This is a genomic window from Mariprofundus erugo (genome assembly GCF_005818865.1).
In the GTDB taxonomy this organism is placed as follows: domain Bacteria; phylum Pseudomonadota; class Zetaproteobacteria; order Mariprofundales; family Mariprofundaceae; genus Mariprofundus; species Mariprofundus erugo.
Genome location: NZ_VBRY01000003.1, coordinates 262,860 through 275,684, shown reverse-complemented (window position 1 = coordinate 275,684; position 12,825 = coordinate 262,860). Strand labels below are relative to the sequence as shown.

12 protein-coding genes are annotated in these 12,825 nt (G+C 58.0%); 8 read left to right on the top strand and 4 right to left on the bottom strand.

Annotation, left to right across the window (positions count from 1 at the left end; translation table 11 throughout):
• Positions 1-26 precede the first annotated feature (26 nt).
• Both FEF65_RS04770 and cimA read right to left on the bottom strand, forming a co-directional pair.
• Positions 27-401: a 4a-hydroxytetrahydrobiopterin dehydratase gene (locus tag FEF65_RS04770; RefSeq protein ID WP_238701182.1), complete on the bottom strand. Its 375-nt coding sequence runs from the start codon at positions 399-401 to the stop codon at positions 27-29.
• A 183-nt stretch (positions 402-584) separates the two neighbouring features.
• Complete coding sequence (cimA, locus tag FEF65_RS04765; protein WP_138238642.1) at positions 585-2,222, bottom strand: citramalate synthase; 1,638 nt, start codon at positions 2,220-2,222, stop codon at positions 585-587.
• A 136-nt stretch (positions 2,223-2,358) separates the two neighbouring features.
• Here cimA and FEF65_RS04760 point away from each other — a divergent pair, with 136 nt between their 5' ends.
• Both FEF65_RS04760 and FEF65_RS04755 read left to right on the top strand, forming a co-directional pair.
• Positions 2,359-3,378, top strand: coding sequence for a zinc-binding dehydrogenase (locus FEF65_RS04760; RefSeq protein WP_138238641.1), 1,020 nt, complete (start codon positions 2,359-2,361; stop codon positions 3,376-3,378).
• A gap of 94 nt (positions 3,379-3,472) precedes the next feature.
• Positions 3,473-3,907, top strand: a complete 435-nt coding sequence (locus tag FEF65_RS04755; protein WP_138238640.1) for an EamA family transporter — start codon at positions 3,473-3,475, stop codon at positions 3,905-3,907.
• Between the two features lie 12 nt (positions 3,908-3,919).
• Here FEF65_RS04755 and ffh read toward each other — a convergent pair whose 3' ends face one another.
• Both ffh and FEF65_RS04745 read right to left on the bottom strand, forming a co-directional pair.
• A complete protein-coding gene (gene ffh / locus FEF65_RS04750; protein WP_138238639.1) occupies positions 3,920-5,290 on the bottom strand; it encodes a signal recognition particle protein in 1,371 nt (456 codons plus the stop codon).
• Between the two features lie 358 nt (positions 5,291-5,648).
• Positions 5,649-6,527 (bottom strand): LysR family transcriptional regulator, encoded by an 879-nt coding sequence (locus tag FEF65_RS04745; RefSeq protein WP_138238638.1) that lies wholly within the window; start codon positions 6,525-6,527, stop codon positions 5,649-5,651.
• 224 nt (positions 6,528-6,751) lie between these two features.
• On the opposite strand from FEF65_RS04745, the gene FEF65_RS04740 reads away from it, so the two are divergent.
• The 6 genes from FEF65_RS04740 (at position 6,752) to FEF65_RS04715 (ending at position 12,788) form a co-directional block, all read left to right on the top strand.
• Positions 6,752-7,288, top strand: coding sequence for a cytochrome b (locus tag FEF65_RS04740; protein WP_138238637.1), 537 nt, complete (start codon positions 6,752-6,754; stop codon positions 7,286-7,288).
• 124 nt (positions 7,289-7,412) lie between these two features.
• Complete coding sequence (locus FEF65_RS04735) at positions 7,413-7,997, top strand: YceI family protein (protein WP_138238636.1); 585 nt, start codon at positions 7,413-7,415, stop codon at positions 7,995-7,997.
• Between the two features lie 164 nt (positions 7,998-8,161).
• A complete protein-coding gene (locus FEF65_RS04730; RefSeq protein ID WP_138238635.1) occupies positions 8,162-9,370 on the top strand; it encodes a nitroreductase family protein in 1,209 nt (402 codons plus the stop codon).
• 39 nt (positions 9,371-9,409) lie between these two features.
• On the top strand, positions 9,410-10,486 hold the full coding sequence (locus FEF65_RS04725; RefSeq protein WP_138238634.1) for an alkene reductase: 1,077 nt from the start codon (positions 9,410-9,412) through the stop codon (positions 10,484-10,486).
• Positions 10,483-11,256, top strand: a complete 774-nt coding sequence (locus tag FEF65_RS04720; RefSeq protein ID WP_138238633.1) for a DODA-type extradiol aromatic ring-opening family dioxygenase — start codon at positions 10,483-10,485, stop codon at positions 11,254-11,256. Before FEF65_RS04725 ends, FEF65_RS04720 begins: the two co-directional genes overlap by 4 nt.
• Positions 11,256-12,788 (top strand): efflux transporter outer membrane subunit, encoded by a 1,533-nt coding sequence (locus FEF65_RS04715; protein WP_138238691.1) that lies wholly within the window; start codon positions 11,256-11,258, stop codon positions 12,786-12,788. The genes FEF65_RS04720 and FEF65_RS04715 overlap by 1 nt, the downstream gene beginning before the upstream one ends.
• Positions 12,789-12,825: the final 37 nt, after the last annotated feature.

Sequence of the window (12,825 nt, the reverse complement as noted above, 5' to 3'; positions counted from 1 at the left end):
CCTTGCCTGCCATGCCAGCTTTCCGGTCAGGGCATCCTCAATGCATTGACCCTGGCAGCCATAACAAAGTCGTTGCGATGCAGTCCGCCGATCTTGTGGGTATAAAACACCACGGTGCAATAGCCCCAGCCATAACTGATATCGGGATGATGATTTTCGCTCTCACACAGATTACCGGTCTCTACAGCGAACGACTGGGCCAGCATAAAATTGTGGAAGGTAAAGGTTCGCCTGAGCTTGCGACCGAAATCAAGCAACTCCCAGCCGGGCACATCCGCCAGCAGAGCCGTAGCCTCCGCCATCGTCATGGCCGGCATATCACTATGGCATGGCACACAGTGACTATTCACCAGTGATGGCTCCATCTGTACCTCCTTAAGAAGATGCTGATTTATTGCCATCCCGGCAAAAATCAGTTCGCAAAGACAAAAACGTGGTTTTGTCTTTACTTACAAATCAAACACTTACGCGTCTGATTTGGCGAGCCGTCCATGGCTCGCTCGGAAGCACCGACACATCATCGCCTCCTTAAGAAGATGCTGATTTATTGCCATCCCGGCAAAAATCAGCCCCCGTCCGATCGCTCAGACATGCACCTCGGGCAGCCGCTGTGCCTCATGCTCCCTGGCCACCTGATCCTCCAGTACCAGCTTGTACTCGATGGCATCATTCAATGCGCGATAGGTCGCCTCCAGCACATCGGTCGAAACGCCAACCGTATTCCACTTGCGCACGCCGTCGGATGATTCGATCAACACCCGCACAGCCGCCTCGGTGGCATCGCGGGTTGAAAGCACCCGCACCTTGAAGTCGGTCAGGCGCATCTGCTCAAGTCCCGGATAGGCTCCCACCAGTGCCGCTCGCAGTGCCCGATCCATCGCATTGACCGGTCCGATTCCCAGTGCCGCCGTATGCTGAAGCCTTCCATCCACCCGAACCTGAACCGTCGCCTCCGATTCAGGCGCATCGTTGTGGCCGCGTTTCTCATCATAGACCCTGAAACGCACCAGTTCAAAATGGCGTTTGAAGTGGCCGGTTGCCCGCCGCAGCAGCAGCTGAAAAGAGGCATCCGCCCCCTCAAAGGCATAACCGATCGCCTCCATCTCCTTGATCGACTGCACCACACGCGCCATGGCCTCATTATCGACCACGATATCCGCATCCAGCTCCAGCTGCTTCAGCTTGGCCAGAATATTACTGCGACCAGCCTGATTGGAGACAAGCACCCGCTGCACATTACCGACACTGGCAGGGTCAATATGTTCATACAGACGACTCTCCTTGCGGATTGCCGAGACATGAATCCCGCCCTTGTGGGCAAAGGCATTCTGGCCGACATAGGGCTGATGCTGCCATGGCAGCTGGTTGGCCATCTCATTAACAAAAACAGAGAGGCGGCGGAGCCGCTTTAAACCATCCGCATCAATACCGCAGGCAAGTCCCATCTTCAGGATCAGAGCCGGAATCACCGAAATCAGGTTGGCATTACCGCAACGCTCACCGATACCGTTCACCGTCCCCTGCACATGGCTGGCACCGGCGCTGACAGCCGCAATGGTGTTGGCCACAGCCATCTCCGAGTCATTATGGGCATGGATACCAATCGAGAGCTGCGGATAGCGGACCACCACCTGCCGCACACAGCTCGCCACCTGCTCGGGCAGCGAACCACCATTGGTATCACAGAGGATTAATGCATCGGCTCCGGCTTCTGCCGCAGCATCAAGCACCTGCATGGCATACACCTCATTGGCCCGGAAGCCGTCAAAAAAGTGTTCGGCATCAAACATCACCACAGCCATATGCTGCTTCAGCCAGCGCACTGATTCCCTGACCAGCTCCAGGTTGTCCTCAAGTTCAATGCCCAGCCCTCTGGTGACATGCAGATCCCAGCTTTTGCCAAAGATACAGGCGGCATCCGCACCACTGGCAATCAGGCGGGCAAGCCCGGCATCCTCACTGGCGGCATGGCCCGGACGGGCGGTGGAACCGAATGCCACCAGTTTACTGCGCGTCCACTCCCGGCCACGCATCAATTCGAAGAAATGATCATCCGTAGGACTGGCCCCCGGCCACCCGCCTTCAATCCAGTCCATACCGAATGAAGCCAGCCGGCGCGCAATACGCTTTTTGTCCTCGGCCGAGAAATGAATACCGGCCGACTGCGCCCCGTCGCGCAGGGTGGTATCATAGATCTGGATTTTTCGCACATCGGTACTCATGTCGTTGCTTCCCTTCCGGATGGTTCATCCGCATGGCTGCGGCCACCGGCATGATACGCCGGGGTGGTAAAACTGTAACGACTTTTCAGATGGGGGGAACTGTGCTGAAATGGCACCTTTCAATCAGGAGTGAACGATGCGTGCAGTGATGATGAATACCACCGGCGAAGCAGATGTGCTGACCCCCGGTGAAACCACCCTCCCCACCTGTGGGCCGGATGACCTGCTCATCCGCATCATGGCTGCCGGCGTCAATCCGGTGGACACCAAGCTGCGCAGCCGCGGCCTCTATTTTGGCAGCGCCCCGGCCATTCTCGGCTGTGACGGTGCCGGCATCGTTGAGGCAACCGGTGAAAATGTCAGCCGCTTTGAACCGGGCGATGCCGTTTACTACTGCTATGGCGGGCTGGGTCAGCAGCGCGGCGGCCAGTCTGCCGGCAACTACGCTGAATACATCGCCATACCGGAAATCTGTGCCGCCCAAAAGCCGGACTGCCTCGACTTCACCGACGCCGCAGGCGCACCGCTGGTACTGATTACCGCATGGGAATCGCTGTTTGATCGCGCCCGCCTGCAAGCTGGCCAGAAGATCTACATTGGCGCCGGTGCCGGTGGCGTCGGCCATGTGGCGATCCAGCTGGCAAAGCTGGCCGGCTGCAGTGTGGCCACCAGCGTCAGCTCGGATGAAAAGGCAGAATTCGTACGCCAGCTCGGTGCCGACCTGATCATCAACTATCGTGAGCAGCAGGTGACAGAAGCCTTGCTCGCCTGGACGGATGGCACCGGTGTGGATGTCGCATTTGACACCGTCGGCGGCCAGAGTTTCAACCAGCTGGTCACCGCCACACGCGTATATGGCGATATCGTGACGATCCTGCAGGTGCCGGAAGATACCGACTGGAAAACCATTCGCATGCGCAATATCCGCGTATCGCAGGAGCTGATGCTAACCCCAGCCGTCATGCAGATGGATGAGGCACTGGCTTATCAGGGCGATATTCTTGAACAGTGCGCCCAGCTCTTTGATGAGCGTAAACTTTCCGTTTTTGTTTCAGAGACGCTGCCGCTGGAGCAGGCGGCCAAAGCCCACCAGCTGATCGAGGCCGGCTCCATGACGGGGAAACTGGTACTGGAAATCGGCGACAGCGACGCATAAGCGGCGGCAGACAGCCAGCGCGGATGCTCCTTGCCTGACACCACCAGATCGCAGCGACATCCGCTCTCAGCTTATCAGCGTGCGGGAGTAAACAATGTATCCGAACTTTCTTGATTCATGGCAATTCTGGGCGCTTCTGTCGGCCCTGTTTGCCGCACTGACAGCGATCTTTGCCAAGGTGGGTGTCAGCGATATCAATGCCGACTTTGCCACACTGCTGCGCACGGTAATTGTGCTGCTGGTACTTGCACTGATTGTCTGGACGACGCATCAGTTCCAGCCGCTGCAGGAGCTCTCAGCTAAAACCCTGCTCTTTCTTACCCTGTCAGGTCTTGCCACCGGTGCCTCATGGCTGTGCTATTTCCGCGCCCTGAAACTGGGCAATGCCTCGCAGGTCGCACCGATCGACAAACTGAGCGTGGTGCTGGTCGCCATCTTCGGCGTCCTCTTTCTCAGTGAGCAGCTGAGCACCGGCAACTGGATCGGTATTGCACTGATCGCTGCCGGCGCCCTGCTCGTCGCCCTGTAGCCCCCGGCGGACCTACTTCTTCGGTGGCATGCCCGGTGGCATACCGCCGCCCATACCACCGAAGCGGCCGGCCAGCTGCGCCATCATCCGGCGCCCCTTGGAGCCTTTCATCTTCTTCATCATCTTCTGCATCTGGGCAAACTGCTTGAGCATCTGGTTCAGCTCCTGCACCGTGGTACCGGAACCGGCCGCAATACGCTTCTTGCGACTGCCATTGATGATTTTCGGATAGCGACGCTCTTTCAATGTCATCGAATAGACCATCGCCTGCATACGCTTGATCGGTTTGTCATCCATCTGAGCCAGCGCTTCCTGCGGCAGCTTCACACCCGGCAACATCTTCAGCATACCGGCCATGCCGCCCATATTCTGCATCTGGCCAAGCTGCTCGGCGAAATCGCCCAGATCAAACTGTCCCTTTTTGAGTTTGTCCGCAGCCTTCTGGGCCTGGGCATGATCCACCGTTGACTGGATCTTCTCAACCAGCCCCACCACGTCGCCCTGACCGAGAATACGGCCGGCCATACGCCTTGGATCAAACACCTCAAAGGCTTCAATTTTTTCGCCGGTACCGACATAGCGCACCGGTACACCGGTACTGCGCGCCACAGAGAGCGCCGCACCACCGCGCACATCCGCATCGGTCTTGGTAAGAATGCAGCCGGTCATGGTCACAGCCGCATGGAACTGTTCGGCAATCGGCAGCGCCGTCTGACCGGTCATCGAATCGAGCACCAGCAGGCGCTCGCTGGCCTTGACCGCCTCGGCCACTTCGCGGATCTCCGCCATCAGGGCATCGTCCACCACCTGACGGCCGGCTGTATCCAGAATCAATACATGACAACCGCTGCGACCGGCTTCATTGATCGCCGAACGGGCCATGGCCGCAGCCGTCTGACCGACACCGGCGATGTATGGCACATCCACCTGACCGGCCAGCACCTGCAGCTGTTCACGTGCCGCAGGACGGGTTGCGTCCACACTGGTCAGGGCTACCTTTTTCCCCTGTGCCACAAGCAGCCTGGCAAGTTTACCTGCCGTTGTCGTTTTACCGGCACCCTGCAAACCGCAAAGAAGAATCACTGACGGGATCTTGCTCAGATCAAGGTCACGCCGCTGACCACCGAGAAGATCGGCAAGCACATCATGCAGAATTTTAATAATGACCTGACCCGGCTGCAGACTGCGGGCCACCTCGGCTCCCAGCGCCTGCTCACGCACCTCTTCCATCAGGTGACGCACCACCGGCAGGGCCACATCGGCCTCCAGCAACGCCATACGCATCTCACGCAAGGTGGCATCAAGATCAGATTCGGAAATGCGGGCGGAACCACGCAGCTTGTGCGCAATATCTCCCAGCTTCTCGCTCAAACGATTAAACATCAAGACTCCCTGGCATCCCATTCACTCAGAAGAAACATGGCGACTGCGGCCTGAACAGCCATCAAAGCTGCCCTCCCCTGATCCCGGATGAATCAGCTATTCTGTAATCTCCTGCCGGTGGGTCAATCATCTGTTTGCAATCGACACCAAACCGTTCCCCGCAGTTATCCGAGGAAGCGCTTCTTCTGCGCATGAATACATTTTCATGAGTGATTCACGGAAGCCTCACAGCCAGCCCCGTAACGTTCGCCATGTCCGGGGCGGACCTCCTCCCTCCCTGATCCCCTCCGGACCCAGTTTTGAAGCAGAAGCAAAGAGCTCCGGTCCCTCCCCGGGGCTCTTTTGTTTTTCTACCCCGTCAATATTTGCACTGTTGCAGCAGCTGCCACAACGACTCCCCCACCGGCCCCATCGGCTCATCGAGGCGGCGAAACAGATACATATCGATTTTCATGGCATCCAGCCCCTTACCGGCGAGAGCCAGCAACCGGCCATCGGCAAGCTCCTCGTTGACACGGTGACGCGGCATTCGCCCCCATCCGGCACCCGACATAATCATCCGTTTTTTCATATCAAAATCGTTGACCAGCCACTGTGGCGCACCGGCAAGCACACCGGCCGTCTGTTTTGGCAAACGGCGACTGGTATCACGCACCACCACCTGCACGCAGGACTCAAGATCCGCCAGCGTCATGCGCGGATAGCGGTGAGCCAGCGAAAATGATGGTGAAATCACAGCCACCATTTCGGTCGACGTCAGGCGCACCTGCTCAACGCCATCGACGGGCACAAACTGCTCGGCAATCGCAAAGTTGACCGCCTTCTCCTGCAGGCGCTCAAGGGTCCCCCCCATATTTTCCACCTGCAGACTCATCCTTGTCGCCGGAGCCCGGAGCGAAACAGCCCGGATCACTTCGAGCACCTGCTCAACCGGCGCAATCGCACTCATGGCCAGTGAAATCTCCGTCTCTTCACCGCGGGCAAAGTGACTGGCAATGCTGGCCATCTCTTCACTGCGGGCGAGAATACTCCTCGCCTTGCCATAAAGGACCTGCCCCTCAGGGGTCAGCACCGGCCGGTAACCGTTGCGATCAAATAATGAAAGGCCGAGCTCCTGCTCAAGATTCCTGATCGCAATACTGATCGCCGACTGGCTGCGAAACAGCGCTTGGGAGGCGGCATGAAAGCCCCCCTGCTCTACCACGGCACATAAGGCCCTTAACTGATCAAGCGTCATCGACGCATGATGAATGATTCATTTAATCAATCAAGTCTATCGATTTTTTATGCTTTTTATCAATCGTCTATGTCACCATCATTGCCCCATGGGTCGGGCAGCGCGTCAAACCGGGCGCACAGCCTGCTGATTTGCAAGTGAAGAAAAAATCGCTTTTACCCGAGCGAGCTGATGTTTGCCCGCAGGGTAATCAATCGGCATCACCCCAAGGAGTGCGCATTCACATGTTCCGCAATACAGCAACATCATACGGCTGGCCGAGTATCGCACTGCACTGGCTGATGGCGATTGCGATCATTGCCATGTTCGCACTGGGGGTATGGATGACCAGCCTGACCTACTATGACCGCTGGTATCATGATGCACCGGAGCTGCACAAAAGCATCGGCATGCTGCTGATGCTGATGCTCATCGTCCGCTTCGGCTGGCGGCTGATCAATACACGCCCCGCACTGGCCGGACAGTGGTGGGAGCAGCTGGTCGCACTGGCCGTACACCGGCTGCACTATGTGCTGATGTTCATCGTCATGTGCTCGGGTTACCTGATCCCGACAGCGGAGGGTACCGGCATTGATCTGTTCGGCTGGTTCACAATTCCTGCCACACTGACATTCGACAGGCAGCAGGCGGATCTGATCGGCACCATCCACCGCCTTGGTGCATGGGCCATCATCGGCCTGACCGTGCTGCATGCCGGCGCTGCACTCAAGCACCACTTTATCGACAGGGACAACACGCTACTGCGTATGTTCGGACGCTGATGACTCAATGCCCCCTGCCAGCGAACACCATACAAAGGCAAGCACCGACATTGCCTTCACCCACAAAATCAATGGTTTACACCATCGATCCCGCCATGTATCACAACACAAAAGGAGAAAAACCATGAAATTGAAACACCTGCTTGCAACCGCACTGATCACCGTAGCCGCCGCGCTGCCGGCCCAGGCCGCAGAACATTATAACTTTGATATCAAGGGACAACACGCTTTCATCGAGTTTAAAATCAAACATCTGGGCTACAGCTGGCTGCTGGGCTCATTCCGCACCTTCGATGGCAAATTCACCTATGACGAACAGCACCCTGAAAACAACCGCGTCGATGTCAGCATTGAAACAGCCAGCCTCGACACCAACCATGCCGAGCGCAATAAACACCTGAGAAGCGCCGACTTTTTCGACGTCGAGCATTTTCCTGTAGCCACATTCGAAAGCAGCTCCTATGAGCCAACCGGCAAGGAGAGCGGCATCATTCACGGCACCCTGAATCTTCACGGCATCAGCAAGAAGATCGATATCAATGTGGAGCAGATCGGCACCGGCAATGATCCATGGGGTGGCTACCGTCGCGGTTTCGAGGGACATACCACACTGCACCTCTCCGATTACAACATGAAGAAGGCAGCCATGCTCGGTCCGGTTGCTGAAAATGTGGAACTCTTCCTCTCCATCGAAGGCGTCCGCCAGTAAACAGATACCATGCTAACGTCGCCCTCGCATCCGGGGGCGACGTCAGGGAAGCGCTGATGTGTCGGCGCTTCCGAGCGAGCCATGGAGGGCAATAAATCCGCATCTCCTTAGCAGCACCGGCTCACAACCACCCAATTTGATGCATCATCTACAAAGGAGTTCAGATGGCCCAACAACGGATGAACGTACAGGCACCGATCGAACGACTGCTGGCCAGGCGCTGGAGCAGCCGCTCCTTTGCCGCTGAAAAAGCTGTAACCCCCGAACAGGTCGCTGCCTGCCTTGAGGCCGCGCGCTGGGCCCCATCATGCTTCGGAGCTCAGCCATGGCGCTTTATTGTGGCCGACCGCTTTCGCGATGAGCCATCGTGGCAGCAGTTGCTGGCAACGCTTGCGCCTAAAAACCGCCATTGGGCACAGCACGCGCCGGTTCTGATCGTCACCGTGTGTGACCCTCTCTTCGCCCACAACGGACTTGAAAATCGCTGGGCCGAATATGATGCGGGACAGGCCGCCATCAGTCTCTGCCTGCAGGCGGAGTCGCTCGGTCTCTGCTGCCATCAGATGGGAGGCTTTGATGCGGCCAGCCTTAGAACAGCGCTGCAGATTCCCGAACCCCTGCATATCATGAGCGTCACCGCTCTTGGCCATGCCGGCGACAGTACAACGCTGGAAGCGGAGCTGCAGTCGATCGAACATGCCGCCAGAGCTCGCAAGCCACTCTCCGAGCTCGTCCATCACGGCGTATGGGGCACCCCCTATGCTCCGCCTCAGGCTGCAGGCTGGGAGGCCCGCTATCAGGAAACAGCTGTCGAACAGCTGCCCTGGTTTCATACCGGCCTTGATGACGATATCGCCCGGGGCATCGACGCACTCGCGCTGACGGATGGTGCCGCTCTTGATCTTGGCTGCGGCCCGGGCACGCAAGCGGTCGCACTGGCACAGCGTGGCTTTCAGGTCACCGCCAGCGATGTATCATGGAGTGCCATCGAGGCCGCCAGAAGCCTGGCCGAAGCAGAAGGGGTATGCATCGAGTTTCACGTTGATAACCTGCTTGAGAGCACACTGAGCGGGCCATTTGACCTGGTGGTCGATCGCGGCGTATTCCACTGTTTTGCCGACCAGGAAAACAGGCAGACCTACCTTGAGACCATCCGGCGCCTGATGAAACCGGGCGCCATCCTGCTGCTCAAATGTTTTCATAAATCAGAACTCAGCGAAATCGGCCCTCCCGGCCGTTATGACGAGGCCGACATCCGGGGCTTCTTTGCTGCCGGTTTTGACATCATCGACATCAGCAACAGTCACTTTGGCCCGACGCTCTGCAGCGAGGCTCCCAAAGCGCTGTTCTGCATGCTGAAAAGACGCTCATAAACAAAGCCACTTACCATCAACCACAAGGATGTAAAAAATATGACAAATCTGTTTTCCAACTTCCCACTGGGAGAACATACTCTGGGTAATCGCATGGTGATGGCGCCGATGACGCGCAATCGCGCACCGGCCACCATCCCTACCGCGCTGATGAGCGAGTACTACACACAGCGTGCCGGTGCCGGCCTGATCATCACCGAAGGTGCCCAGATCTCCGAACAGGCCGTTGGCTACCCTGCCACCCCGGGCATTTACCTTGATTCACAGGTCGCCGGCTGGCGCACCATCACCGATGCGGTGCATGCCAAAGGCAGTCATATTTTTGTGCAGCTATGGCACTGCGGGCGCATCTCCCACCCCGTCTTTCATGGCGGTGAGCTTCCCGTTGCCCCCAGTGCAATCAAGCCTGCCGGTCAGGCATTCACTGCAGAGGGGCTGAAAGACTTTGTCACACCACGGGCACTCACAGAACAGGAGATTCCCGGCATTATCGAGCAGTACCGTCATGCTGCAGCCATGGCTGTGGATGCCGGCTTTGATGGCGTGGAGATCCATGCCGCCAATGGCTATCTGCTCGATCAGTTTCTGCGCGATGGCAGCAACAAACGGCAGGATATCTACGGCGGCTCTATCGAAAACCGGGCCCGTCTGCTGCTGGAGGTGACAAAAGCGGTATGCGATGAAATCGGTGCCGGCAAGGTCGGCATTCGCATCTCGCCGGTCAATGGCTTCAATGATATGCAGGACTCCGATCCGCAAGCCCTGTTCAATCATGTCGCCAGCGCCCTCTCGGCCCTGCAACCAGCCTATCTGCACATGGTCGAAGTCACCATGACCGGCGACAGTGATCAGCGTGTCGATATGCAGGAGATCCGCCGTCACTTTGCCGGCTGCTATATCGCCAACGGCGGTTACGACAAACAACGTGGTGACCATGCCATTGCCACAGGCCAGGCCGACCTGATCGCCTATGGCATCCCGTTTCTGGCCAACCCGGATCTGCCTGAACGATTCCGTCAGGATGCGCCGCTCAACCCCGTCGACCAAACCACACTCTACGGCGGTGATGCGCATGGTTACACCGATTATCCGGCCCTGGAAAGCCAGCCGGCATGAGGCAGCCGGCATGGTTTCTCGCCCACGGAGCTCCGTTTCACACGCTGGGTGACAACACCTTCAGCCGTTTCTGGCAAGCTCTGCCGGAACGGCTGCATTCCCCGCCCAAAGCCATCCTGTGCATCTCGGCGCACTGGACAGAGTCACAACTGACACTGGCTGGCGATACGGAAACACCGATGATCGAGCACGACTTTTACGGATTCCCCGATGTGCTTTATGCCATTCGCTGGTCCGTTGCCGGAGGCACGCAGCAGGCGCCCTGGCTTCGCGACCGGCTGGCAAAGGCAGGGATCACGGTGACCGAAAAGAACGAGCATCCGTTTGATCACGGTGTCTGGGCCCCCTTGCGTCGTATCTGGCCGGAGATGACCATTCCGCTGTTTCAGCTCTCGCTTGTCCGGGGCTGGCAGGGAGAGGACTACCTCCGGCTGGGTGCGTCATTATCGCAATTGCGGGATGACGGGGTGCTGATCATCGGCTCGGGAAACCTGACCCATAATTTGCACGACATTGATTTTCATGCTGCTCAGGGTGATGCAGCAGAATGGGCCGCCACCTTTATGCAGGCACTGGATAAAGCCATCGCCACACGCGATCCGGAAACGCTGGCCAATCCCTGGCTACTGCCCGGTGGAAGGCATGCCCACCCGACGCTTGAGCACTACTGGCCACTGCTGCCGGTCATCGCCAGTAACCCTGATCCTGTTGTGGCAATGCTGCGAGAGTGGACATTGGGAACCCTTTGCATGCACAGTTACACCTCATGATGATCCAACCCGCTCCACACCACCGTCTGACATCCGGAAAATATGATAACAAATATGGTAACAGACTGACGCTGCTGCTCGGGCTGATGCTTGCCGGCTGCAGCGTCGGACCCGATTTCCAGCGCCCCGAACCACCGGCCGTATCAGGCTATACAGCCGAGCCGCTTGCCAAACAAACGGCATCAACCGCCATGGCCGCAGGGGCTGCGCAATCGTTTGAAACAGGCTCTGATACTCCGGCCATGTGGTGGACGCTGTTTCACGCACCCGCTCTCGATCAGCTGGTCGATGAAGCGCTGAAAAAAAACCCGGACCTTGAAGCGGCCCGGGCAGCATTGCTGCAGGCCCGCGAAAACAGCCTGACAGCACAGGGTGTCTATTTCCCGTCTGTCGATACCAATGGCGCAATCAGCCGCAAAAAGATCAACGGTGCCCAGTTCGGCAATCCGGCCGCAGGCTCAAGCAGCTTCAGTCTGTTTAACGCTTCAGTCGACGTTGCCTATGTATTCGATCTGTTCGGTGGCGATCGCAGAAGCGTCGAGGCCATGGATGCCGAGGCGGAAACAGCCCGTTTCCAGCTGGAAGCAGCCCGTTTGACGGTCGCTGCCAATGTGGTGACTGCCGCCATTGAAGAGGCATCACTGCGCGGTCGCATTGCCGCCACGCAGGAGATCATCGAGGCAGAGGAACAACAGCTGGCGCTGCTGCAGCACCGCTTTGATCTCGGCGCCTCATCGATGACCGATCTGCTCGCCCATAAAACGCACCTGGCCCAGACACGTGCCACTCTGCCGCCACTGAACAAACAGCTGGCCCTGATACGCAATCAGCTCTCGGCCCTGGCCGGTCGCTTCCCTGATCAGGACAGCGGCGAAACATTCGATCTTGCAGAGCTGAAATTACCTGAACAGCTGCCGGTCAGCCTCCCATCCACGCTGGTCAGACAAAGGCCCGACATCCGTGCTGCCGAGGCCCAGCTGCACAAGGCGAGTGCCGCAGTCGGCGTTGCCACCGCCAATTTCTTTCCCAAACTGAGCATCAGCAGCAGTTATGGTACCGTCGCCACCACTGCCGGCAGCCTGTTCACCCCGGCCTCGGGCGTGTGGAGTCTGGGTGGTAATCTGTTGCAGCCGGTTATTCATGGCGGCAGTGCCATTCATAACCGCCGGGCTGCCGTCGCCGGCTATCAAAAGGCCACCGCCCAGTATCAAAGCACGGTATTAACCGCCTTTCGCAATGTGGCCGATGTACTGCGCTCACTGCAGGCCGATGCCGATGCACTGCAGGCCCAGAACAATGCTGCAGAGGCCGCCGCCCGCCAGCTGAGTCTCGCCCGGGAACAGCTCAATGCCGGCGCTATCGACAATCTGGTACTACTGGATGCGCAGCGGGCCTATGAACAGGCACGCATTGCACTCGTTCAGGCCAGTGCAAGCCGCTACGCCGACACTGCGGCACTGTTTCAGGCACTTGGCGGCGGCTGGTGGAATCGTCCGGATGAAACGGTCAGTACGGAGCAGAGCGGCTCATAAGGCAGATGCTGATGGTTTGCCATTCCGGCAACAATCA

Coding starts and splice junctions, on each gene's coding strand:
- ffh (WP_138238639.1), bottom strand. CDS start 5,290: ATGTTTAATCGTTTGAGCGAGAAGCTGGGAGATATTGCGCACAAGCTG.
- FEF65_RS04735 (WP_138238636.1), top strand. CDS start 7,413: ATGAAATTGAAACACCTGCTTGCAACCGCACTGATCACCGTAGCCGCC.
- FEF65_RS04725 (WP_138238634.1), top strand. CDS start 9,410: ATGACAAATCTGTTTTCCAACTTCCCACTGGGAGAACATACTCTGGGT.
- FEF65_RS04740 (WP_138238637.1), top strand. CDS start 6,752: ATGTTCCGCAATACAGCAACATCATACGGCTGGCCGAGTATCGCACTG.
- cimA (WP_138238642.1), bottom strand. CDS start 2,222: ATGAGTACCGATGTGCGAAAAATCCAGATCTATGATACCACCCTGCGC.
- FEF65_RS04720 (WP_138238633.1), top strand. CDS start 10,483: ATGAGGCAGCCGGCATGGTTTCTCGCCCACGGAGCTCCGTTTCACACG.
- FEF65_RS04770 (WP_238701182.1), bottom strand. CDS start 401: ATGGCAATAAATCAGCATCTTCTTAAGGAGGTACAGATGGAGCCATCA.
- FEF65_RS04755 (WP_138238640.1), top strand. CDS start 3,473: ATGTATCCGAACTTTCTTGATTCATGGCAATTCTGGGCGCTTCTGTCG.
- FEF65_RS04745 (WP_138238638.1), bottom strand. CDS start 6,527: ATGACGCTTGATCAGTTAAGGGCCTTATGTGCCGTGGTAGAGCAGGGG.
- FEF65_RS04715 (WP_138238691.1), top strand. CDS start 11,256: ATGATCCAACCCGCTCCACACCACCGTCTGACATCCGGAAAATATGAT.
- FEF65_RS04760 (WP_138238641.1), top strand. CDS start 2,359: ATGCGTGCAGTGATGATGAATACCACCGGCGAAGCAGATGTGCTGACC.
- FEF65_RS04730 (WP_138238635.1), top strand. CDS start 8,162: ATGGCCCAACAACGGATGAACGTACAGGCACCGATCGAACGACTGCTG.